The organism is Parabacteroides sp. D25 (assembly GCF_000307475.1).
Lineage (GTDB): Bacteria > Bacteroidota > Bacteroidia > Bacteroidales > Tannerellaceae > Parabacteroides > Parabacteroides distasonis.
In genome coordinates this window covers 223,062-246,935 of the sequence record NZ_JH976500.1, presented here as the reverse complement: position 1 = coordinate 246,935, position 23,874 = coordinate 223,062, and the positions used below count along the sequence as shown (strand labels likewise).

Here is a 23,874-nt window from a genome sequence, read left to right as displayed (position 1 = left end):
AAAATCGATTTGCCATGAAAGATACGACCTAAGCATAGCCACATAAAAAAGGGAAACCGACCTCTGACCTTCGATCTCCCTTTATCTTTCCCGATATGTACACCCTTGGATTGGACCCCCTTGGAGATTACATAAATCGGACTGTTTTTAAAAGTGTATAAAAACAACCTTTAAACATACAAAATTATGAACTTTCCAACTATTACTAGGTATAATTGGATGTGTTGTTCTATTATTTTAGTTTTTTTAGCGTTAAGCTCCCCTAAGCCTCTGCAAGCCCAAGAAAATCAAAAAGAAAGAATAACGATTCAAGTAAAAAACCAACCCATACAAAAAGTCTTCGATGATTTGTCGAAGCAGACAGGATTAAAGTTTTTCTATGGAGAAGCCATAGCGAACCGGAACGTACAAGTTAACCTAAAGTTCAAGAACGCTCCCATCAACAGCGTATTGAACGAGATCACCCGGCAAGCCAATCTTTATTTTAAGCGAGAGAATAACACGATAGCCGTCAGTCTCGGAAATGCGGGCAACGCCTCCGTTCCAGTGACACAAGACCGGAAAGTGACCGGTATCATTACAGATGAACAGGGCGAACCGATCATCGGGGCGAACGTCGTGGTAAAAGGTACGTCCAAAGGGACAGTTACCGACCTGAACGGTGAGTATAGCATCGAGGCGAACGGTAAATCGATCCTGCTCATATCTTACATCGGCTATTTATCGGAAGAAGTGGCCGTAGGCAACAACAAGACCCTTAATATCCAGCTAAAGGAAGACGCCCAAAAGCTTGACGAGGTAGTCGTGATTGGTTACGGAACACAGAAACGAAGCAATCTTTCCGGAGCGATCTCGAAAGTCACCTCCGAGGTTATCGAATCTAAGCCCGTGACCAACGTGCTATCCGCCTTGCAGGGAGAAATACCGGGGATGGTTATCCAACGAAGCTCCGGCCAGCCGGGTAACGAGGACTTTAAGATGAACATACGTGGAGTCTCATCCGCTAACGGAGACAGTGCCCCGCTGGTTTTAGTAGATGGTATTCCCGGTGATATCAATATGATCAATCCGCAGGATATCGATGCCATCTCCGTCTTAAAAGATGCCTCCGCCTCTATTTACGGAGCACGGGCCGCAGGCGGCGTTGTCTTGATTACGACCAAGAAGGGAGCGACCGGCGCACCTAAGATCACTTACAATGGAAACTTGTCGATCTCCAAGATGACCGGTATGATGAAAGCGCCAACCAATTATGAGATGGCGATCATGGACAACGAGGCCAATATCCATAACGGCTCCGCCCCTATGTATACGCAAGAGCTTCTGGATAGGATCTTGTCCAACGACCCGAATCCGATCGATCACCCGTTGTATGGAGGATGGAAATTGTTCTTTACGAACACGGACTGGATGGACGAGCTGTTGAACAACGGCGTTCAGCATAAGCACAATCTCACTATCTCCGGTGGCGGCGAGAAATCCAATTATTATTTATCCGCCGGTTATAGCAAGCAATTCGGAGTCGTAAAATATGCCGACGACAATAACACCAAGTATAATCTACGTATGAACTACGATTATAGGATCACGGATTGGTTAAAGCTGGAAACCAAAGTAGCCTTGGACAATAATAAACGTACCGATGTAGGCAGCAACGGAGCGTGGGTAATCGGTGAGGCGATTCTGGATATGCCTAACCACCCGGTCTATAATGCCGATGGTAACTTCTTCACCCAAGGAGGCTGGAGCAATGCCGTAGCGTTGGCCAAAGAGAGCGAGACCGCCACGTTCAAGACCCGGGAGATGAATGGTAATTTCAGGTTAATCGCCAACATTATCGACGGACTGACCTTAACCGCCCAAGCCGGTGTTAATTATAAGAACAAGAACAATGAGGACATAGCGAAAGCGATCCCTCTTTATACATGGGACAATAATATCACCTACTACACCGGAGCGGGAAGTCCGGAGCAGTCTGCCGTGGATCGCACGACAGAAGAGACCGTTTACCAAAATTACACGGCCTACTTGAATTACGATAAGAACTTCGGCCCGGACCACCATCTGGACGCCATGTTAGGTATGGCCTACGAGACGGAGGAAGTCCGCATGTTCATGGCACGCCGTGATAACTTCATCTCGGATGAGCTGTGGGAGCTTAACCTCGGAGGCACGGGAAATATGAAGAACGACGCCAAAGCCGAGCATTGGGCTACCGGCTCTACCTTCGCCCGCCTAGGCTACAGCTTTAAGAACAAGTACATTCTGGAGACAAACTTCCGTTATGACGGTAGTTCCCGTTTCGCCCCCGGCAACAGGTGGAGAATGTTTCCCGGAGTCTCCGCCAGCTGGCGTATCTCGCAAGAAAACTTCTTGAAAAACTCCAAGGTATTCAATGAGCTGAAGTTAAGAGCATCATACGGACAGACCGGAAACCAAGAAGGTATCCGCCTGTATGACTATATCCAGTTGCTAAAGTTTAGGGACGATGGCTGGGGAACTAAATTAATCTATCCGTTCGGAAACGGTTCCCAAAGCCAAGCCATGGGCTTAGACGTATTGGCCGGGGTAGACCGGACATGGGAAATTCTGGAGAATGTCAACGTGGGTGTCGATGCCGCTTTCCTTGATTCCCGCCTCGGCTTCTCGTTTGATTATTTCGTAAAAATGAATAATAATATGTTAATTCCGGTAACTTATCCCAGCATGTTAGGCGCGGAGGCACCCTACTCGAACTCGGGTAAATTACGCACGAACGGCTTCGAGTTGACATTGAACTGGACTGACAAGATCGGCAACGTTGAATACTCTGCCCAATTCCAGTTGACCGACGCCGTGAACAAATTAGTTGAATACGGAGGTGCCGATACCTATAAACTAGGATTGAACGAGACCCGGGAAGGTTATCCCATGAATTCCTATTTCGCTTACGTATACGATGGCGTGATCAAGGACCAAGCGGATCTCGACGCTTATAAGAAACTAGAGGGCGTACCTTCCAATATCGGCATCGGAGATGCGAAGTTCAAGGATTTGAACGGCGACGGTAAGATCTCCACCTACGGTGACAAAGATGGGGATGACGGCGACGCCGAATACGTTGGCTCCACCACTCCCCGCTATTCCTTCGGATTGAATCTGGGCGCTAAATGGAACAACTTCGATATCAGCGTATTCTTCCAAGGAGTTGCCAAGCGCACCTTGTTCCGTGAAGGAGACTTCGCCATGCCTTGGAGCGACTGGTGGAGATACCCGCCCCAGTTCTACTACGGCCAGACATGGAACGAGGATCGCCCGGACGCCTATTATCCCCGCTTGACGCATGGAGAGATCCGGCATTGGAATTATCAGGCATCCACCCTGCAAAAGATCAACGCCGCCTACATTCGCCTAAAGAATATCCAGATAGGCTACACGCTCCCCAAAGGCGCATTACAGAAACTAGGCATCGAACGGACACGCTTTTACGTAAGCGGACAGGATCTATTCGAGATACATAACGTAAAAGGAGGATGGGACCCCGAGTCGGACAAAGCCGGATTCAATTATCCGTTCCAACGTTATTATTCTTTCGGTATTGACTTAACTTTCTAAGGTTCCACGAAAAAACAAATTAGCAGTATGAGACGATTTAATATAATTATAGCGCTATCGGCCACACTCGGGCTATCTAGTTGCGACTTGGATATGACACCTATGGATCAAGTGTCCGACGCCGTATTTTGGCAAAAGCCTTCCGATTTCGAGTTGGCCGCCAATGATTTCTACTTCAGCCTGATGGAGGCCTCCCAATATATAGATAAGAACTCGGATATCGCTTTCGGTTCGGGGGCGGACGACGTAAGCGATGGTTCTTATTTAGCACCGGTCAATTCGGATGATTGGGATGAGCCTTGGAAATTCATCCAATCCACTTCCTATCTGCTCAAGAAAGCGGAGGAGTCTGGATTGACCGATGACGAGATCGGACGCTGGAAGGCGGAGGCTTATTTCTTCCGGGCCTACAACTACTGGAAACTGGTCAAATTCTACGGAGGGGTTCCCAAGATAGAGATTCCCTTGAATACCTCCTCGGAACAGCTTTACACGCCTCGCTCCTCCCAGCAGGAGATCATTGATTTTATCATCGATGATCTCGATAAGGCGATTCCTTTGCTTCCCAAGCAAAGCCAGTTGACTACCGAGGAATTGGGCCGTACCACGCAAGGGGCCGCCTTAGCGTTAAAAGCTCGCGTATCCTTGTACGAGGGAACTTGGGAGAAATACCATCAAGGCTCCAATGCCGATATGTATATCCAATCGGCTATCGATGCCGCCCAAGCCTTAGTGGATTCCAAGGAATACGCCTTGTTCCGGGATAAAGGGAAGGAAAGCTATAAATATCTACATATCTTAGAGGGGGATGATAGCAAGGAGGTCTTATTGGCAAGGCGTTATTATAAATTGAGAGTGACCCATAACTGGACACGGGAACTTTGGTTCGGTGCCATGGTTCCTACAAAAAACCTTGCGGATATGTATTTATGTAACGATGGTCTGCCCATCGATAAATCCCCTTTATTTAAGGGATTCCAATACCAGACGAGTGAATTCGAGAACCGGGACTCCCGTATGGAGCAGACGTTTATCGTTCCCGGTAGCGAGATCTTTTTCGAGGGAGGTCTTTGGACACCTACCTATCCGGGATTTGTAGGGAATAGCGCTACACGCACAGGCTATATGATCCGTAAGTTCTTGGATGAGACATTGGATGCCGCTCAATTCATCGGCGAATACGACTTCAAGGAGTTTCGTTACGCCGAAGTACTGCTGATCCTCGCCGAGGCTTTATACGAGAAGAACGGACAGATCACGGACGAGCAATTAGACCTGACCATTAATGACCTGCGAAACCGGGCGAATATGCCTCGCTTGACCAATGCGTTTGTAGCTACAAACGGACTGAATATGCTGGAAGAGATCCGGCGTGAGAGAACCGTGGAACTGGCATTCGAAGGATACCGTAGGGACGACCTACGTCGTTGGGGCACGGCGGAAACAGTTCTTCCCCTTGCGATCCGTGGCGTGAAATTCGCGGGTACGGAGTATCAACAGAAATTCCCGGAGTTGGTGATCGGACAGGATATACAGGTAGATAGCGAAGGCTTTATCATCGCCCAACCCGCATCCGCCCGTAAGTTCCAGACACCGAAGCATTGGCTGTCACCGATACCTTTGCAACAGGTACAATTGTCGAAAGGAACCTTGGAACAGAACCCGGGCTGGTAAGGGTTTTTCCAAGAATAAGCGACTATATATATGAGGGTAGGCCCAACCTATACGAGAAGGGAGGGCCTACCTATCTGGGAGGGGAATCCCATTTAAATATGAATTATCTTAAATTTTTATAGCATGAAGAAATACTTTTTAGCGGTAGCTAGTTTTTTTATTTATTCTCATATCAGTCTAGGCCAAGTGTATCCGGGGCAGATGGATTCCACATTTGTCCCTGTACGGAGTCATCACTATGACCCGGAGTTAACATTTGATTTTTGCGTAAATGAACCCGCTTGGAACAATCAGGCGGGTATCCATTCCGCATTCGGATCGACCGACCGGCTTTATTTCCGGAAGGAAGTACCCGTAAACCATAACAACGATTTATCATCTTCCTACTCTACGACCGTTTGGAGGGGGGAAAGAGCGAATGCCCAGATATTGGTATGGTCGTCAGAAGCGTTGGAACAAGTACGTGTCTCTACGCAGGACTTGAGGAGCGCCGAGGGAAACATCATCCCGAAAGACCGGATTACCTTCGAGTTGGTGCGTTACGTATTGTCCAATTATCCGTATGCCGAGAAAAAAGCCATCTGCGGGGAATCTCCCTACAAATCCGGCTTCTTGATGCCAGACCGTTTCGAGACGCTGGACCGCTTCGATCTCCCTTCCCAAACCACCCGTCCGGTATGGATGATGGTGGATGTGCCGAGAGGAACCGTTCCCGGCACGTATAAAGGACAGGTGGAGGTGCGGGCGAAAGGCAAGGCTCCTCAACTATTGAATCTGGAGATCGTGGTGCAAAACCAGTTGCTCCCCTATCCGAAAGACTGGAAATACCGTCTGGACCTATGGCAGAACCCATGGGCCGTGGCATGGTACAATCACGTGGAACCGTGGTCACCAGAACATAAGATGCTTCTCAAGCAGCATTTGAAGCATTATGCCGACGCAGGTGGTACCTACATCACGACTTATGGAGTACATTCTCCTTGGTCCGATAACTCCTATATGATCGAGGGGGGCATGATCGAGTGGATCAAGAAAGCAGACGGCACATGGGCCTTCGACTACAAGATCTTCGACGAGTACGTAGAATTAGCAATGGAATGTGGCATCGACGAGGCAATCACCCTCTATACCCCGATTCCTTGGGGATTCCGTCACCGCTATAAGGACGAGGCTACGGGCGATTATTCTTATATCAACTGGGCGCCAAGCTCAGAGGAATTCAAGAAGATGTGGAATATCTTCCTCACGGATTTCAAGTTCCACCTGGAAGCTAAAAGCTGGTTGGACATCACCTATATCGGAATCAACGAGAATCCGATGGAAGAGACCTTAGCGGCTATCAATGTCGTACGTAACCATGATAAATGCTGGAAGATCACTTACGCCGGCAATTGGCATAAGGAATTGGACGGACTGCTGGACGATTATTCTTTCCTTTACGGAGAGGAACCTACCATCGCCGAGCAAAAGGCACGGGCCGCCACCGGACGCACGTCCACCGTATACGTATGCTGTAACCCGCCGATCCCGAACAACTTCGTGTTCTCTCCTCCTATCGAGGGACGTTGGATCAGTTGGTATGTAATGGCGTATGGTTATGACGGCTTCTTGCGATGGGCTTACGACGCTTGGCCGGAAGATGCCGATCGCGACGCACGTCATGGCTCTTGGGCAGCAGGCGATTGCTACATGGTATATCCGGGAGGCAAAAGTTGCATCCGCTTCGAGAAAATGAGAGAAGGTATCGTGGATTTCGAGAAGGTCCGTATCTTACGGGAACTGACCGCCCAATCGGGTAACGCTCAAGCCCAAGGCTTATTGAAGCAGCTGGACCAACATTTGTCCATCTTCCCCAAAGAGAAAGAGTTCGATGAGAACAAGATCTCGGCGGATGTACGTAAGGGTAACCTCATCATCCGTCAACTGTCCGATCTATTGGCGAAATAATGGGCTTACACAGCAAGAAAGACATGAAAGCATATCGTTTAATCCTATCACTCATGGCAAGCGTAGCCGTAGGGACAGCTTTCTCGCAGACAACAGGTGTTGTTTGCGAGGAGTTCGACCAGATACAGCTGACGCACGTATTGACGCCCACCGGCCCGTTGCCGACCGCCTTGGACCCGAATGGCGTATACCCCTATATGAGTTATAGCGAGACCTCAAATCGTCCGGTACCTAAAAGGTACCGGATGATCTCGCTAGAGAACGAGAAAGTCAAGGCTATCATCTGCCCCGATCTTTGCGGGAAAGTAATATCCCTCACTCACAAGGAGAGCGGCAAGGAGGTCTTGTACAGGCCGGACGTAATCAAATACACACGGATATTACCCCGTTTCTATTTCGTGGCCGGGGGGATCGAGGTCAGTTTCCCGATCTCCCACTCTCCCACGCAAAATGAGCCGGTGCTTTATCAGATCGATCATACGGGAGACCGCACATATGTAACATGCGGAGAACGGGAATCTCATTACGGTATGCAATGGTCTGTAGAATATTCCTTAGGAGATAAGGACGAATGCCTTACCCAAAGGGTTGTTTACTACAACCCGGGAAAGCAAGCCTATCCATGGATGTCATGGTCCAACGCCGCCCTTCCTTGCGCACCGGATACCCAATACGATTTCCCGAACGGGACCGTATTATCCCATGCCTCCACGTTGGACACGATCGACTGGAAAACGGAAGGAACCCATCATGAACGGGATATCAAAGAGATGACCGGCTACTTCTGGAAAACGAAAGACGTGAATGCTTTCGGGGCCTACACTCCCTCCTTGGGCAGCGGGCTCTATCATATCGCCGACGAATCCAGTACGCCCGGTATCAAGCTATGGAGTTATGGCGTAGCCGGCGACAAGGAATGGTCCATGCTCAGTACCCCCGACCGGCAGCCTTACGTAGAAATCCAAGGTGGCCCGATCAGCGACCAATCTATCAAGCTCGAATTGCGTCCCGGCGAGAAAAAGAATCACGTAGAATATTGGATACCGACAGATCATCCTTTGGATATCTATTCCTTAAAGGTTCCGGCATTAAGGCTTCGCCCGATCGATCGCATCCCGCTATTCGACTGGGCCCGGAAGAATGAATCTTCCATCTGGATCGCCTTAGCCGATGCCTATAAGAATAAGTCCATGCTTCCCGCCGCCCCCTATCCGGAAGACGGGCAGTGGGCTCCATCCGGCATGGAAGATCTGGACGATGCTTTTCGTTGGGCGATCCAAATATCTCCCCAGCCGGAACGGGATTATTGGCAATTCCACTATGGGACTTGGTTGGCTGGAAGAGAACGTGTAGAGGAGGCGATCGAACAACTATCCATCCCGGATATCGATCTGGCAAAAGCTTTATTGGCAAGGCTATATGTCCGTCGGCAGGCGTGGGAAAAAGCGAGAGATGCCTACGCCGCTATCCCCGAGACCTCGTGGCTGAACCTACATCCCCAGTTGGTTATCGAGCGGGATAAAGTATTAAAGAAATTTGGAACCGAGGCTTTACCGGAACGGCAAAAATGGCTGGATAAGATAAACGCATCCTCTGACGAATGGGTGGCCGAGCGAAAGGTACAGCTACTGATCGATAGGAAGCAATATCAAGAAGCCAAGGATTTATTGCAATCCACTCATTTCCAGAAAGTGCATCAAACCTATACCCGTACAGGACTTTGGGAACAGATCAACGAAGGCTTGGGCCTCTCCCCGCAACCTGTACCGGAACAACTCGGCGAGGATCGTTTAGCCCGGTTTGGTGCCTATCGGGAATATGAATAAGGGAGATGCATTTAGAGCAGTAGCTCCATATAAGTCTCCGCATATTTAGCCAGAAACGCCCGAATCACTTTCAAGGCCGTAGAGATATGTTGTTGTACCGTATATACCGAGATACCCAAACTGTCGGCTATCTCCTTATGGGATTTCATATCTTTACGGCTCATATCAAAAACCCTTTTTTGTTGTGGGGTCAACGTTTCAAGCGCCTTATCCAACAATGCATTTAAATCCGTATCCAATACCGAGTCCTCCGTCTCGTTCGTGCTATCCAATGAGGCGGACCGTATCTTATCCCTCAGCTCCAACTCACGATCCAGTCCCGCCAACAGGTTTAAGATCCGATTTTTCACGATCGTATACACATACGGGCCAAAAGGTACATTCGGGTTCAAGAAACGGCGATTCTGCCAAATAGAGGCGAAAGCATCCTGAAAAACATCTTCCGCCATATCCCGGGATTTAAGGAATTTCAAGGAAAACCACATCAAGCGATCCTTATACAGGGCATATAATTCACAAAAGGCCGACTCGTCCCCTTCTAGCAAGTCCGCCACAAGCCTTCTTTCTTTCTCTGAATCAATGTCTGCCATTCGACTTATTCTCCCACTTCGATTACAGAGGTTCAAATGTATGCAAAATTCCCAAAGGTAAAAACAAATTGAACCAAAATCAGCAACTCCATCATACAGCTTTATAAACTCACGATAACAAACATCTTTGCTCATTCGGAAATAATCATGTATTTTTGTCTGTTCATTTAAGAAAGGATGATGTATTGATGAAAGTTTGTATCGCCGAAAAGCCGAGTGTGGCCCGGGAAATCGCGGAAGTATTAGGGGCAACCCAACGAATGAATGGGTATATCGAAGGAAACGGATATCAGGTAACTTGGACATTCGGGCATTTGTGTACCCTGAAAGAACCGCATGAATACGCGGAGAACTGGAAACGCTGGAGTCTGGGGTCACTACCTATGATCCCTCCCCGGTTCGGTATCAAACTAATCGAGAATCCTACGTATGAGCAACAATTCAAGGTAATCGAGAGCCTGATGCAAAATGCCGAGATGGTCATTAACTGCGGTGATGCCGGCCAAGAGGGAGAGCTGATCCAACGCTGGGTCATGCAAAAGGCAGGTTGTAAATGCCCGGTCTACCGCCTTTGGATCTCCTCGCTTACGGAGGAGGCGATCCGGGAAGGTTTCCAAAAACTCAAAGAACAGACGGAATTCAATAAGTTATATGAGGCCGGGCTATCCCGTGCCATCGGCGACTGGTTGCTGGGGATGAACGCCACCCGCCTTTATACCTTGCGCTACGGGCAGAACCGGCAGGTATTATCGATCGGCCGTGTGCAAACCCCAACGCTCGCCTTGATCGTAAACCGGCAAGCCGAGATCGACAATTTCAAGCCGGAACCCTATTGGGAATTAAAGACCATTTACAGGAATACGACTTTCTCCACCACGAAAGGTAAGTTCACGAAGAAAGAGGAAGGCGAGGCTTTTCTGGAGAAGGTAAAGGAACAGGATTTTACTGTTACCAGTATCACCGAGAAGAAAGGGAAGGAATTCGCCCCCCGCCTATTCGACTTGACCTCGTTGCAGGTGGAATGTAATAAGAAATTCGCGTTTACGGCGGACGATACGCTAAAGTTGATCCAATCGCTCTACGAGAAGAAGGTGACAACCTACCCACGTGTAGACACGACTTTCCTTAGTGATGATATCTATCCGAAAGTTCCCAATACCTTGAAAGGGTTGGTGGATTATACGGAGCTTACCGCTCCTTTGATGAATCAGAAATTGCCGAAAAGCAAGAAAGTGTTTGACAACTCGAAGGTTACCGATCACCATGCGATCATCCCTACCGGAGTCCCCGCCCGCAATCTTACGGATACGGAACGGAAGGTGTACGATTTGGTAGCCCGTCGTTTTATCGCCGCCTTTTATCCGGATTGCGAGATATCGACCACTACGGTCTTAGGTCAAGTGGATAAGGTAGAATTCAAGGTGACTGGAAAGCAAATCCTCAAACCGGGTTGGCGTGTCGTATTCGGAGCCGAGCAGAAAGATCCGGAGGCTGAACCCACCGAGGAAGAAGGCGTATTGCCCGATTTCGTGAAAGGAGAAAGTGGCCCGCATAAACCGATCTTGAAAGAGACTTGGACCCAGCCTCCGAAACCTTATACGGAAGCTACTTTATTGCGGGCGATGGAAACCGCCGGTAAATTAGTGGATAATGACGAGCTGCGGGATGCCTTAAAGGAAAACGGTATCGGCCGTCCTTCTACCCGTGCGGCGATCATCGAGACTTTATTTAAGCGTAATTATATACGAAAGGAACGTAAGAATCTTTATCCCACCGCTACCGGTGCGGAATTGATCGGCACGATCCATGAGGAACTGCTGAAAAGCGCAGAGTTGACGGGGCTTTGGGAAAAGAAACTACGCCAGATTGAACGAGGGACTTATGAGGCCCGTACTTTTCTGGATGAGTTGAAGCAGATGGTAAACGAGGTCGTCATAAACGTCCTTTCCGACCAAACCCGGCGAACGATTACGATTGAGGATACGTCTAAAGCAGCTAAAGAAACTCCCAAAGACGAACCCAAGGAGAAAAAGGAAAAGAAACCTCGTAAGCCTCGTGCCAAGAAAGAGAAAGCAGAGGCTACTCCCGAATTGGAGCTTCCATCAACGGATAAGCCCGTTTGCCCCATCTGTCACAAAGGCTCTATCCTCCGGGGCAAAACCGCTTATGGCTGCTCTGAATACAAGAATGGATGTACGTTCCGCTTGGATTACGCTACGTATGGAAATAATTTAACGGATGAGGAGTTAGGTACGGTTATCAGTAAATTAAAGTCTATTTAAAATATGAGAACAGAATGGTTTCCTCTGGTAAACGAGGAAGGTGAGACGATCGGAAAGGCTACTCGCAAGGAATGTCATAGCGGAAGGAAGTTGCTACATCCCGTAATCCATTTACATATCTTTAATAAGGATGGAGATCTATATCTCCAAAAACGTTCCATGAACAAGGATATACAACCGGGAAAGTGGGACACGGCCGTAGGTGGGCATATTGATTATGGAGAAAGCGTGGAAGAGGCCCTGCGCCGTGAGGTTCGTGAGGAATTGGGCATTACTGATTTTACGCCTGTCTTCATCAAACGTTATATATTCGAGTCTTCCATAGAGAAGGAATTGGTAAACAGCTTCCGGACCACTTACGATGGCCCCATCACCCCCGATCCCGAGGAACTGGACGGAGGACGTTTCTGGCCGATCGAGGAGATCAAAGAGAATCTGGGGAAAGGCGCATTCACCCCGAATTTCGAAAAGGAATTCACCGCTATTTTCCTATAAGATAAAACGCTACACTTCAGCTAAAATAGTTATTCAAGAGCCTGTTCATTCTTCGTAAGATACAGTTACATTCTACAAACTACGGCGTGAACCGTACAGACCACAGCATGGTTTGTATAATTCACGTCGTGGTCTGTACGGTTCACGTCGTGGTTTGTGGAATGTAACTATATATGATTATCTTTATATATAGTAAATAAGATGTTTTGTCCTATAGTAATCGACCTATTATATTATAACTGTAACTCCATATGTATCTTACCTCGAAACCTAACAATCTTTGCCTAAAGCACTAATACCTCTACCTTAAATCTAATGTTTGTTCAGACCTTAAAACTAATCTTATATATTAATGTGTGGTTTATACATATCTTGCGCCGTCAAACCGCATTCCTTTTTCATACGGATGCAATAATCGAGCGTTCCTACCTCCGGCGTGATATTGTTGGAACCGAACGTGAACTTTACACCCGCGGCTTTCGCTTTCTGAATGATCGCTTTATTCGGAATATGATAAAGCTCGTTTATCTCCAAAGCCTTTCCGCTTTTTGCCAAGGCATTCACGAAACGGTCGATACGCTCTTCTGTCCAAAACATATCATATCGGTCACTCATCGCATCGGGAAGGAAACAGGAATTCACGTACATATCGACCGGCTCTTCCAAGACAGAACAGATACGGTCCAACATCATATCCATATATGCTTGCTCATCATCGATAATCACTTCCTTGTTTACCCATAGGTGCGTACGCCGCCCCTTATGATCCAGAAACGTCATGGCATCGGTAAACACATAGTCAAAGCTGTTGCGGGCCGCCTCCGAAAAGGTTGTTACCCACTCACGTCCTTCCGCTTGCATAGCCAAGATAAAGGGTTGGGTACGCATGGTATCCAGATAATTATACAACTCCGTATCGTTCGTGATCGAGAAGCCGATGCCACAATTGATAGCCAAGCCATAATTAACACCCGTCTGGCGTGACTGCCGTGCGGCTACTTCCTTCGTCAATCCACCTTTTAAATGAACATGATAATCAAGCACGGGGAAGTCCTCTTGGTGCAAACGAATAATCTCGTCCGTCTGCTCATCCACGGCATTCGCCCATTGAGCGGGAATGTCTATTCCTTTCGCGCTGAACGCCTCTAAAGAGATATTCTTAAACTGAAGATTTCCACGTCCCGTACCCACCAGCGAGATAGTACCTTGGGATAACAATGCTTTAGCGTTCTCCTTCAAACGGAAAGGTTTGGAAGGCTCTATATATTCTACGACAGTCTCACCATTAATCCGCACCCGGACAAGCCGTCCTTCTACCCGGATATTCATCTTGAACCATTCGTTCTCTTTCACGAAACTCTTCGTCAGGTTCCGGACCGACACCAAGCTACCCGTCATCCGCCACCAAACCGGATCTTCCCGATCGTTGTTCAAGGCGATACGGTATCCTTTACGATCCGTAGCGTCCGTATGGATACCAATATAACCTTTGCCACCGGTCGTGGTACGTACATCCATATCTAACTCGAAGTTCGTATAGCCTTTGCCATCGTTCAACAAAGCACGGGCGTTGGAACCGGCCAACGTAAAGACATCATTTTGTATGACCACGACGCCGGATGTCTTCCATGCGTTGTGATCGACCGTATCGGATACGTTCTCTTTCGTAAATCCCGTGAACACCAAACAGGCGATCACGACGGCAATCATTAATTTAATCTTCATGGCATCTCTTTTTAAAAGTTATGCCGCAAATGTATCCGGGAATAAGAAGCAAAAAGAAGATTGATATAAAAATGTAGACAGTATGATCCGCTATCCTATTAAATACAAATCAGTTAATAAAGATCACCATCCTAAAAAATGTAGATTGATTATAACGGATTCCGGTTAATCCCGATCCTCATCACCCAACCTTCAAACTCATCACGAGGCACTAACGCCTTATTACGTACCTTGGTCCGGTAGTTATAGATCGTACTCAACGAGCAACGAAGAAAAGCGGCTATCCTTACGCTGTCCGTAACCCCCAACCGCATCAAGGCGAATATACGAAGTTCCTTATTCAACAGATCCTCCGATTTCAAAACGATACGTTCCTCGGGCTGCAACAAAGCGTTGAAGTCCTTGACAAACGTAGGATATAATCCAAGAAAGATTCGATCGAAGTTAACATAAAGCGCTTCCACCTCATTCTCCACCATACGGGTCGAACGGAGCATCTTGAATAACTCGTCCAACTGTTTATTCATCGCCTTCTTCTGTAGCGATTTCTGGTAATCCTCCAGTTTATTAATATAGGTGGAGCAGAGATCGAGGAAATGAGCGATGTATTCCTCCTTGATATGGTTTGACTCCGATAGCTGTATATTTCGCTCTTGCAATAAATCATTCGTCTCGCTTATCTCTCTATTCAACTTTACCAAACGGGCATTGGTATTAACCAACTCTTCTCGTATCGCTGAGATCTTCCGCATCTGCCTATACACATAGGCAAGAGAAAGGATCAGAAAGAGCGTCAATAGGCTGATCGACAAGAAATAAGTCATCAATTGCCTTTTGCCCTGAGCTTCCCGTGTCTGATAGGAAGCATTAATGATAGGATAGAATTTAGATATCTCATTCATGCGGAACTGTATATTGCAAGTAACGGCACCTTCTATAGCTAGCTGCGCATATTTAAGGGCATTGGATAGATCACCACTTTCATAATAATTCAACGCCAGCTTTTGGATAGAACCACTATCCAAGAAGGCCCTCTTGATATCGGCGATAACCGACAAGGTATAATAGTCTCGGGCGAGATCGGTACGCCCATCCATATCATAAACATCTCCCAGCAGATAAGTGATCATCGCGAAATTCGGGTTATACCGCTCCTCTTTCTCCAATAAAGGGATGAGCACCTTCTCCGCAGACCTCGCCTGTCCGTGAGCCAGATATTTCTGCGCCAGATTTATCTTATACCGATAAGAGACCGTATCTAAGACAGACAATAACGAATCCTTGTATAAATCAAGTTGTTTCCTATATTCAAAAGAATCCAGATTCGTACTGTAATAAGAGAAAAACGAATAATAAGCCTCATAGAAATCCTGTTTCTGCTCTTTAGACAGCAATTCACGGTCTATGCTTCGCAACAGACTTTCCGACTCACGGTACATCCCGGAGAAAGCATAAAGCGTAGCCAGTCGTAAGCGGGAAGTATAGATGCGTGCCGTATCCTTCATAAATGACGCTATCTCCATATTCCGCTTTATGTAATAGATGGCCGAGTCTTGTTGTATTTTCTTGAATTCCTCGTATAATTGGTGGTTGATCTCATATTCCTGCCACAACGATATCTTGCTCAAGAGAAACATGTCCTTTAGCTGCGTGATCCGTTGCTCCCGTTGCTGCAGATAAAAAGATCTATTCAAGACAGCTTCATCCAGCTCCTTGGCCAACGTGTCCCCTCTCAGCCCTCCCCATGCGAAGGCTTGAACCATCCCGACAATTAGAAATAAGATTACCTTTATTAGTTTATTCATTACACGAACCGAGAATTATCCAAAAGAAAAGGGTTCAGTCAAATCAACAGAGCATAAATAGCTTACCTCGGCTGAAGACTGAACCCAATATTTTAAAACGCCCCGAAAGGGTGTTATTTACACATCTCGTTGATGATCTGTATTAATTGACCGCCTAATTCCTCGGCTTCCTCCATCGTATGGGCCTCAGAGTAGATACGGATGATCGGTTCCGTATTGCTTTTACGCAAATGAACCCATTTATCCGGGAAATCGATCTTCACTCCGTCGATATCCGTAATATCATATTGAGAGAACTTCTCTTTTACTTTCGCTAAGATAGCGTCCACGTCGATCTCCGGCGTTAACTGGACTTTTTGCTTGGAGATAAAATACGGAGGATAGGAAGCCTTCAACTCGCTCGTCTTCATCTTCTTCTTTGCCAGATGAGTCAGGAACAAGGCGATACCTACCAAAGCGTCGCGTCCGTAATGGCTGGCCGGATAGATCACTCCACCGTTGCCCTCACCACCGATCACGGCATTCGTAGCCTTCATCTTGGCAACCACATTCACCTCGCCTACAGCGGCGGCATTATATTCGCAGCCATGAGCACGGGTAACGTCGCGAAGCGCACGGCTGGAGCTCAGGTTACTTACCGTATTACCCGGAGTATGGCTTAATACGTAATCACTGACAGCGACCAAGGTGTATTCCTCGTTGAACATCTCGCCATTCTCGCAGATAATCGCCAAACGGTCTACGTCCGGATCTACTACGAAACCGACATCCGCTTTCGCATGTCCCATCAAATCGGAGATCTCTGTCAAGTTTTCCGGAATGGGTTCCGGATTATGAGAGAAGTTTCCATGAGGAGCGCAATGCAGCTTGAAGATTTCCTTCACGCCCAACGCATATAATAAATCAGGGATCACGATACCGCCTACGGAGTTCACGCAATCGATAGCTACACGGAAATTAGCGGCCTTAATAGCCTCCACGTCCACGAGATCCAGATTCAAGACGCTCTCGATATGTTTTTGCTTATAAGTCGTATTCGGGATTACCTTGCCCAAATGATCCACGTCGGCGAACTCGAAGTCCTCGGCAGCGGCGATACGTAATACCTCAGCCCCCTCAGCGGCATTCAAGAACTCACCTTTCTCATTCAAAAGCTTCAAGGCATTCCATTGCTTCGGATTATGACTGGCGGTAAGGATTATACCTCCGCAAGCCCCTTCCATAGCTACGGCTAACTCGGTTGTCGGGGTCGTGGCCAGATCGATATCCACCACATCAAATCCCATACCGGTAAGCGTTCCTAGGACGACTTGTTTTACCATCGGACCGGAGATACGTGCGTCACGCCCTACAACGATCTTATTGGTCTCCACTTTTGTGTTTTTTCGGATGAATGTAGCATAAGCGGCTACAAACTTAACAATAGCTAACGGATTCAATCCGTCTTCCGGGCTACCGCCTATTGTACCGCGAATACCGGAAATAGATTTAATTAGTGTCATAAGTTTTCTTCAAATATATATTCTAGAATTTCGTAATAAGCAGGCTCACCGTTTGATTGGTCGTTATAAGTACCTCGCTTAAACGGGACTATAAGTTTTACCTTAGCCCGATCTCCGACGTACTTTAAAGGCTCTTGCAATCCTTCACTCACTAAATACGGATTGGCTTGACTGGCATAATCTCCATATGTAAACTCCCAAGGACTAGTTCCGTTACTATGGGGACCATAGTTCTGGATGTAATAAGGAGTACTATTTATATAAGCAGAATCCATCGGATAGGAAACATTACATCTGTATAGAATCTTTGTCTTGTACTGAACAGCTCTTTGGCTTGTACCCTTTTCAATTATATTCAGATATGTACCATTCTCCAATTCGACAAACTGATTTTCCTTAAACACACTATCCTCCGGAAAATCTTTCAGAATCTCAAAATCATTCTCATCAATCAATCGATTGATTGCCTTTTTCTCATCTTTCAACATATCCGTGTACGACTTTGTCTTGCTACAAGAGATAGCAACTAATGCGGCACACAGAATCAACAGGATATTAAAACCTTTCTTCATTTGTTAGTCTTTAATTGAATGAATCGCAAATGTAAATAATCTTCGTCAAACCTTACGCATGTTTGCCTAAATCTTCTGATTTATTAGGATTAAATTCCTGTAAACCTTTCTCAAACACGGCTACGGCCTCAGATAAAGAGCCATAGAACTCACCTCCGGACGCATTTTTATGTCCACCTCCGTTGAAATAAGTAGAAGCAAACTGATTGCAAGGAAAATCGCCCACGGAGCGAAGCGATACCTTTATGTAATCGCTGTCCTCACGAATAAAGACACTAAAGCTTACGTTCTCTATGCTTAACGGCAAGTTCACGAAACCTTCCGTATCTCCAGTCTGGTACTGAAAACGATCCAGTTCCTCTTTCGATAACGTGATAAGAGCCGCCTGTTGTTCCGGATAGACCCTCATCTTCTCATACAACACATATCCCATCATACGTAAACGACACTCGGAATAGACCTGATTCACCTTACGATAGATCAAATCCTTATCAATCCCCTTCTTGATCAATTCGCTGACGATCGTATAAATCTCCGGTTTATTCGAATTATAGGTGAACGATCCCGTATCCGTCATCATACCCGTATAGATACAAGCGGCGGCATCCCGATTCAATAAATCGAACATCCCCATACGACAAATAAAACGGAAAATCATCTCACTGGTAGAAGACATCTCCGGATACGACATCGTCACACGGCAAAAATCCGCGGGGTTCAAATGATGATCAATCATCACCTTGCGGCCTTCTGAGGCGATCACCGCCGGAGCCAGTTTCTCGATACGTTTGGGTTCATTGAAATCGAGGCAGAAAATAACATCCGCTTCCTTGATCAATTTCTCGGCGAAATCCGGATATTTCTCATGTATCACGACATCCTTAGCGCCCGGCATCCATCTATAAAAAGAGGGAAATGCATTCGGTACCACTACCGCTACATTATCCTTACCGTAAGCGGATAGGAAATGATATAAACCAAGGGATGAACCTAATGCGTCGCCGTCTGGTGAGACATGCGTCACGATAACAAAACTCTCGCCTTTCTCTACGTATTTTTTGGCTTTCTGAATCTTCTCTTCTTGAATGATTTTAGTGATCATATAATCTTTTTGTTTTCACCTCCAAAGGTACGACTTTTTTAGTTTCCGGCTATCAAAAAAAGTTCAATAAGGATCTTTACTGATATTATTAACAAAAGGGTTAAGGCGGCTAACAAAACTTTTGGTTCCCGTATCTTCATATATATCAAGCATAAAACAAGAAACCCATAACCTCCTAGCATCTCAAAGAAGCTAAAACGACCCGTAATCGTCGCATAAGGCATAACGCTAAACACGTCCACTACCCTTACCATGCCATGAACCAGCCCTTCTACGATCTTCTGTATCCAGTCATATCCATAGAAATCCACCGGATAGCCTAACCACAAAAAGGCAAAAGGAATCAAAAACATAGCCAAGAGAGTGACCGGTAGATTCGTAAACAAGAAAACTGTCGAAAATTGTCCAAAATAATAAAAACAGAGCAAAGCAGTACCTATCTGTGCAGCAATAGACACCGTAATCCATTCCCAAGGCATGGCCAACAAAGGATTTCTCACCACTATCCATTCCTTGAAACGAGGCACTAGGAATAAAATAAAAAACACAGCCAAATAGCTTAACTGAAAACCGACATCAAACAGATAATACGGATTATAGGCCAGCATACAGAAAGCGGCGGCGGCCAATGTATTATATCCATCCGTAACACGCCTAAGCGCCCTTCCTGTTAAATATAAAGATAGCATCAAGGCTGCCCGTACCGCCGAGGGCGCTAATCCTGTGATAAAGACAAACCCCCAAAGACTTCCCACCAGAATGATATAACGAATCCAACGTCCTATCCCCCATCTAGGCATAAACGAGCAAAAGAAAGATAAGAATCCACAAATCACGGCAACATGAAAACCGCTCACCGCTAATATATGAGACACGCCCGCCAAAGAGAAGCGCCTTTTCGTATCCCGGCTCATCGCTTTCTTATATCCCAATGTCAATGTAGCCAAAATAGATTTCTCCTCATCAGATAAACGCAAACGATCAAATGTATTTACCAAAGAATATTGAGCCTTGGTAGCCAATAAATCTAAAGAAGAAGCAGGCTCATTTACAAGCGCTATACGCCGGTCACTATACCAACAGACCTCAACCGCCAAACATACAATCAAAACGGAGACTATAGCTCCCCATATCCAACGGGAATCGTATTGCAACTCAGCATGCCCTTGCCCCCACGAGAACCCCAAAAAAAGAAAAACCAAAGCAGATAAAACCCCTAAAACATATAGGAGCGAAGAGGCAGGTAAAAACGCATAGCATAAAATTCCGGTTATCCATAAAAAAAGCGGCCGTACAAAAGGCCGCTTTTGTATTTCCTCAATCATGATAGTTAGGTTTTGTGATATATTAATGTGTTCTACAAAGCTTTCAAGTCTTTAATTGTTTGTATCGGATCTGGAGATTTGAATACGAAGTTACCGGCGACTAACACATTGGCACCGGCGTCAACCAAGCGCTTCCCCGTCTCTAAATTCACCCCGCCATCTACCTCGATCATAGTACTCAATCCCTTCCGGTCTATCATTTCTCGTAAACGAGCCACCTTATCTACGGAATGCTCAATGAAACGTTGACCACCAAATCCCGGATTCACGGACATCAATAAAACCATATCCACATCTTGGATAATATCTTCTAATAAGCAGATGGGCGTATGCGGATTCAAGGTGACACCCGCTTTCATGCCCGTTTCCTTAATAGCCGCTACCGTCCGATGCAAATGGGTACATGCCTCATAATGCACGTTCATCATATAGGCTCCCGTAGCCGCCACTTCGGGGATAAACTTCTGGGGCTCCACGATCATCAAGTGCACATCCATCGGCTTCTGGCATATAGGCTTTAATGCGTTAAGTACCGGGAAACCAAACGAGATATTCGGCACGAATACCCCATCCATAATATCCAGATGCAACCAATCGGCGTCACTTTTATTTATCATCTCCATCTCCTTCCGCAAATCCAGAAAATTAGCGGAAAGCAGGGAAGGCGCTATCAAATGCTTCATAATCTTGTCTTTTGTTTTTACAAAAGTACACAAAAAAAGAAAGAGAACCTAATAATATAGATTCTCTTTCCGTAATTCTTAGTTCAACACATACCCGCAGAGCTCCGGATGTACAGCCGGTTCCGCTTGATAAGCCCTCGCAAACTGTTTCAAGAAATCCATCGTTTGCTTCCGAGGCGAACTTTTCGCCTCCGGGGCACTTTTCACTTTTTTCTCCAAATCATCCATGCATTGCGTAGAAAGCTTCCTCATAGGCACCTCTATTTTTATCTTGTTTGCTAATAAAACGTAGGGACCTAAGACTTATTGCATGGAAAGAAAATTATTTTACACCATAGATAGCTCGATACGGTTCTCATCGGCCATACGACGCATATTCAAGATAGCGTAACGCATACGCCCTAAGGCCGTATTGATGCTAACCCCCGTGATATCGGCGATTTCCTTAAAACTAAGGTCTTGATAGTAACGCATCTCCAACACTTCACGCTGGTTATCCGGCAAATGCTTTACCAATTTCTTCACGTCAGACAATACTTGATGGCGCACGATATTATCCTCTATCGTACCATCGCAAAGCTTGATATTATTAAATAAGTCGATTTCTACCTCATCATTCGAGATCGTGTTTTCGCAACGTTCTTGACGGAAATTATCGATAATCAAGTTATGGGCAATACGAGTAATCCATGCCTTAAACTTGCCGTTCTCAGTATAGCGACCTTGTTTTATAGTCATGATAACCTTCACGAAGGTCTCTTGAAAGATATCCTCCGTAAGCTCTTTGTTACGTACTATGAAATAAATGTAAGAATGAATGCTACTTTTGTATCGATTTAATAAAATATCGAAAGCGGCATTATTACCTTCTGCATAAAGGACAACCAATTCCTCGTCGGTCATCATTTTTAAAGTCTTCATTACTTTCACATTTTTAGTTTATTCGAGTAATGTTTATGCTATAGGCGATGGGGTTTTAACTGTTATACAATGTTATTTATGGAAGCAAAAGAACGAAAAATATTTTAAACCAACAAACATTTTATTTCAAATTATAAAAAGAATGTCCCCTGCCCGCACCTTTAACGTACGAACAGGGGACTTTACTGATCTAAAATATATGTATATTAGAACTTGTATCCCAATGTCAAAGCTACACGAGTCGTGTTTGTTTTCATCGTGGCGGGTTGGGCTTCGAGGAATGGTTTCGGATCATCTCCCGCAAACATATTAGAGAACGCATAAACATCTTCCTTATGCGTACGGAATACACAAGCCAAGTCCGTATAGAAGTTCGGGGTGAAGCGATAACCGATACCTACCGTATAATTCATGACCCCTTTATCGATCGTATAATTAGGAATCGTACCAACCGTAAAGACCTCTTTCTCTCCATTCTTCAGTTTATCCTTGATCGGACTATCGCTGTAGGCGACACCTGCTCTTACGGCAAATTGAGGAGTAACCTTTACCTCCGCACCTACACGGATCGTATTCATTGACTTGAAATTATCCGTTATATCTTGGTTAGTATACACGTTACTGCTACCATCCGTTTGATACATACGCATATTCTTATAATTCATCAACTCGTAATCAACGCTTATCAAAGCGGTCGTACCCAAGATAGCGGCGGCACTAAAGATCCATTTATCCGGAGAACGGAATTCATAGTCATAATAAGCATTATTAGGGGTAGCGGCATCTAGTTTACGCTCTTTCATCTCCCCTTTATCCATAAAGGTCAGATAAGAACCGGCCTCACCATAATAACGATCTGTCATCTTATACCACGTAGGTGAATTATAAGCCACACCCAAGCGAAGAAAATCGGCGGGACGGACGATAGCACCCACATTAAATGAATACCCGGTACCATCCGTATCCAAGTAATTATCTAAGTATAAATTATTGCCGTTCGTAAATTCCTCATCATACGATGACTGATATCGATAGTTCAGATCCGTAATCGCAACCGTAGCGCCAAGCATCACAAGTTCCGATATATTTATACCGAAAGCCAAATCATATTGATCCACGGAACCTCGCTCTGAAACTTTTAATTGACCTCCTTGCAATAAATATGGACTCCATTGCCCATCCGCATTATTATCTCCGAACGCACTATAATACTCTTTATCATTATCGTTATATGAATCCATATAACCGGCATTGTATCCTAGAATAGATAGCCAATCACCCAAGTCTTGATTGTTATAAGGATTATAGTCCTTATCCTCCCCTAACAGTCCGCTAGGCATTCCTGCCGCACGCATGGCCACATAATCAGAAAGAGAAGTATTCAAATCACCTCCTGTAGCCATCGTATAATTCCGGCTATAATTCTTCAAGCGATTATAAGAGAAACCAACGTTCCAGCTCACGATACCCTCATCATTCGCTGTCGGGAAATATCCTACGTAAGCGATATTATCGAAACTCACCTTCGTACGGCTGTTATCCACCTTCGAACCAAGCCAATCGGTCTTCGCCGAGGCCGAAGACAAACTCAATGTCGTAACCACCTCCGAGCTTTTATAAATCGCCAAGCCTGCCGGGTTCGTATTCATAGCGGAAATATCACCACCTAACGCACCAAAAGCACCACCCATTCCTAAATAACGAGCCGTACCATTCAACTCCGTCTGGGAATACTTAAAGGCATCCAACTGTGACTGCGAAAAAGCGGTGCCGCCACACAGGGCAAGCACCGACATTATAATTCCTATCCTTTTCATCGTATCTCTAATTT

Annotated in this window: 17 protein-coding genes; 6 read left to right on the top strand and 11 right to left on the bottom strand. The window is 46.0% G+C overall.

Annotated features, from left to right (window positions below; translation table 11 throughout):
- The first annotated feature begins 186 nt into the window (after nt 1–186).
- The 4 genes from HMPREF0999_RS00960 to HMPREF0999_RS00945 all read left to right on the top strand — a co-directional run bounded on the left by HMPREF0999_RS00960 (nt 187) and on the right by HMPREF0999_RS00945 (nt 9,041).
- Nucleotides 187–3,594 (top strand): TonB-dependent receptor, encoded by a 3,408-nt coding sequence (locus HMPREF0999_RS00960; protein WP_009274933.1) that lies wholly within the window; start codon nt 187–189, stop codon nt 3,592–3,594.
- Between the two features lie 27 nt (nt 3,595–3,621).
- Nucleotides 3,622–5,268 (top strand): RagB/SusD family nutrient uptake outer membrane protein, encoded by a 1,647-nt coding sequence (locus tag HMPREF0999_RS00955; RefSeq protein WP_009274932.1) that lies wholly within the window; start codon nt 3,622–3,624, stop codon nt 5,266–5,268.
- A gap of 123 nt (nt 5,269–5,391) precedes the next feature.
- Nucleotides 5,392–7,215 carry a DUF4091 domain-containing protein gene (locus tag HMPREF0999_RS00950; RefSeq protein ID WP_009274931.1) on the top strand — a complete coding sequence of 608 codons (1,824 nt, stop codon included), beginning with the start codon at nt 5,392–5,394 and terminating at the stop codon, nt 7,213–7,215.
- A 23-nt stretch (nt 7,216–7,238) separates the two neighbouring features.
- Entirely contained in the window at nt 7,239–9,041 is a 1,803-nt protein-coding gene (locus HMPREF0999_RS00945) for a DUF5107 domain-containing protein (RefSeq protein WP_008779593.1), read from the top strand.
- An 11-nt stretch (nt 9,042–9,052) separates the two neighbouring features.
- Here HMPREF0999_RS00945 and HMPREF0999_RS00940 read toward each other — a convergent pair whose 3' ends face one another.
- Complete coding sequence (locus HMPREF0999_RS00940; protein ID WP_009274929.1) at nt 9,053–9,631, bottom strand: RNA polymerase sigma-70 factor; 579 nt, start codon at nt 9,629–9,631, stop codon at nt 9,053–9,055.
- A 188-nt stretch (nt 9,632–9,819) separates the two neighbouring features.
- Here HMPREF0999_RS00940 and HMPREF0999_RS00935 point away from each other — a divergent pair, with 188 nt between their 5' ends.
- Both HMPREF0999_RS00935 and HMPREF0999_RS00930 read left to right on the top strand, forming a co-directional pair.
- Nucleotides 9,820–11,913, top strand: coding sequence for a DNA topoisomerase 3 (locus HMPREF0999_RS00935; protein ID WP_009274928.1), 2,094 nt, complete (start codon nt 9,820–9,822; stop codon nt 11,911–11,913).
- A 3-nt stretch (nt 11,914–11,916) separates the two neighbouring features.
- Complete coding sequence (locus HMPREF0999_RS00930) at nt 11,917–12,408, top strand: NUDIX hydrolase (protein WP_009017132.1); 492 nt, start codon at nt 11,917–11,919, stop codon at nt 12,406–12,408.
- Nucleotides 12,409–12,750: 342 nt separating this feature from the next.
- Here the strand turns inward: HMPREF0999_RS00930 and HMPREF0999_RS00925 are convergent, their stop codons facing one another.
- The 10 genes from HMPREF0999_RS00925 to HMPREF0999_RS00885 all read right to left on the bottom strand — a co-directional run bounded on the left by HMPREF0999_RS00925 (nt 12,751) and on the right by HMPREF0999_RS00885 (nt 23,860).
- Nucleotides 12,751–14,133 carry a DUF1080 domain-containing protein gene (locus tag HMPREF0999_RS00925; protein ID WP_009274927.1) on the bottom strand — a complete coding sequence of 461 codons (1,383 nt, stop codon included), beginning with the start codon at nt 14,131–14,133 and terminating at the stop codon, nt 12,751–12,753.
- 149 nt (nt 14,134–14,282) lie between these two features.
- Complete coding sequence (locus tag HMPREF0999_RS00920) at nt 14,283–15,938, bottom strand: DUF6377 domain-containing protein (RefSeq protein ID WP_009274926.1); 1,656 nt, start codon at nt 15,936–15,938, stop codon at nt 14,283–14,285.
- A 113-nt stretch (nt 15,939–16,051) separates the two neighbouring features.
- Nucleotides 16,052–17,440: a phosphoglucosamine mutase gene (gene glmM, locus HMPREF0999_RS00915; RefSeq protein ID WP_009274925.1), complete on the bottom strand. Its 1,389-nt coding sequence runs from the start codon at nt 17,438–17,440 to the stop codon at nt 16,052–16,054.
- Nucleotides 17,437–18,012 (bottom strand): DUF4827 family protein, encoded by a 576-nt coding sequence (locus HMPREF0999_RS00910; protein WP_009274924.1) that lies wholly within the window; start codon nt 18,010–18,012, stop codon nt 17,437–17,439. The genes glmM and HMPREF0999_RS00910 overlap by 4 nt, the downstream gene beginning before the upstream one ends.
- 52 nt (nt 18,013–18,064) lie before the next feature.
- A complete protein-coding gene (locus HMPREF0999_RS00905; protein WP_005866290.1) occupies nt 18,065–19,114 on the bottom strand; it encodes a DHH family phosphoesterase in 1,050 nt (349 codons plus the stop codon).
- Between the two features lie 38 nt (nt 19,115–19,152).
- Nucleotides 19,153–20,439 (bottom strand): ComEC/Rec2 family competence protein, encoded by a 1,287-nt coding sequence (locus HMPREF0999_RS00900; RefSeq protein ID WP_009274923.1) that lies wholly within the window; start codon nt 20,437–20,439, stop codon nt 19,153–19,155.
- Between the two features lie 32 nt (nt 20,440–20,471).
- Complete coding sequence (gene rpe / locus HMPREF0999_RS00895; protein WP_005858155.1) at nt 20,472–21,122, bottom strand: ribulose-phosphate 3-epimerase; 651 nt, start codon at nt 21,120–21,122, stop codon at nt 20,472–20,474.
- 78 nt (nt 21,123–21,200) lie between these two features.
- On the bottom strand, nt 21,201–21,374 hold the full coding sequence (locus tag HMPREF0999_RS22585) for a hypothetical protein (protein WP_009274922.1): 174 nt from the start codon (nt 21,372–21,374) through the stop codon (nt 21,201–21,203).
- 75 nt (nt 21,375–21,449) lie between these two features.
- On the bottom strand, nt 21,450–22,043 hold the full coding sequence (locus HMPREF0999_RS00890) for an RNA polymerase sigma factor (RefSeq protein ID WP_005858157.1): 594 nt from the start codon (nt 22,041–22,043) through the stop codon (nt 21,450–21,452).
- A gap of 206 nt (nt 22,044–22,249) precedes the next feature.
- Nucleotides 22,250–23,860 (bottom strand): OmpP1/FadL family transporter, encoded by a 1,611-nt coding sequence (locus HMPREF0999_RS00885; RefSeq protein WP_008779585.1) that lies wholly within the window; start codon nt 23,858–23,860, stop codon nt 22,250–22,252.
- Nucleotides 23,861–23,874: the final 14 nt, after the last annotated feature.

What these genes read in the sequence shown, in the direction of transcription:
- HMPREF0999_RS00910 (WP_009274924.1), bottom strand. Translation starts at nt 18,012, where the DNA reads ATGAAGAAAGGTTTTAATATCCTGTTGATTCTGTGTGCCGCATTAGTT.
- HMPREF0999_RS00900 (WP_009274923.1), bottom strand. Translation starts at nt 20,439, where the DNA reads ATGATTGAGGAAATACAAAAGCGGCCTTTTGTACGGCCGCTTTTTTTA.
- glmM (WP_009274925.1), bottom strand. Translation starts at nt 17,440, where the DNA reads ATGACACTAATTAAATCTATTTCCGGTATTCGCGGTACAATAGGCGGT.
- HMPREF0999_RS00955 (WP_009274932.1), top strand. Translation starts at nt 3,622, where the DNA reads ATGAGACGATTTAATATAATTATAGCGCTATCGGCCACACTCGGGCTA.
- HMPREF0999_RS00935 (WP_009274928.1), top strand. Translation starts at nt 9,820, where the DNA reads ATGAAAGTTTGTATCGCCGAAAAGCCGAGTGTGGCCCGGGAAATCGCG.
- rpe (WP_005858155.1), bottom strand. Translation starts at nt 21,122, where the DNA reads ATGAAGCATTTGATAGCGCCTTCCCTGCTTTCCGCTAATTTTCTGGAT.
- HMPREF0999_RS00945 (WP_008779593.1), top strand. Translation starts at nt 7,239, where the DNA reads ATGAAAGCATATCGTTTAATCCTATCACTCATGGCAAGCGTAGCCGTA.
- HMPREF0999_RS00950 (WP_009274931.1), top strand. Translation starts at nt 5,392, where the DNA reads ATGAAGAAATACTTTTTAGCGGTAGCTAGTTTTTTTATTTATTCTCAT.
- HMPREF0999_RS00960 (WP_009274933.1), top strand. Translation starts at nt 187, where the DNA reads ATGAACTTTCCAACTATTACTAGGTATAATTGGATGTGTTGTTCTATT.
- HMPREF0999_RS00925 (WP_009274927.1), bottom strand. Translation starts at nt 14,133, where the DNA reads ATGAAGATTAAATTAATGATTGCCGTCGTGATCGCCTGTTTGGTGTTC.
- HMPREF0999_RS00905 (WP_005866290.1), bottom strand. Translation starts at nt 19,114, where the DNA reads ATGATCACTAAAATCATTCAAGAAGAGAAGATTCAGAAAGCCAAAAAA.
- HMPREF0999_RS00890 (WP_005858157.1), bottom strand. Translation starts at nt 22,043, where the DNA reads ATGAAGACTTTAAAAATGATGACCGACGAGGAATTGGTTGTCCTTTAT.
- HMPREF0999_RS00920 (WP_009274926.1), bottom strand. Translation starts at nt 15,938, where the DNA reads ATGAATAAACTAATAAAGGTAATCTTATTTCTAATTGTCGGGATGGTT.
- HMPREF0999_RS00930 (WP_009017132.1), top strand. Translation starts at nt 11,917, where the DNA reads ATGAGAACAGAATGGTTTCCTCTGGTAAACGAGGAAGGTGAGACGATC.
- HMPREF0999_RS00940 (WP_009274929.1), bottom strand. Translation starts at nt 9,631, where the DNA reads ATGGCAGACATTGATTCAGAGAAAGAAAGAAGGCTTGTGGCGGACTTG.
- HMPREF0999_RS22585 (WP_009274922.1), bottom strand. Translation starts at nt 21,374, where the DNA reads ATGAGGAAGCTTTCTACGCAATGCATGGATGATTTGGAGAAAAAAGTG.
- HMPREF0999_RS00885 (WP_008779585.1), bottom strand. Translation starts at nt 23,860, where the DNA reads ATGAAAAGGATAGGAATTATAATGTCGGTGCTTGCCCTGTGTGGCGGC.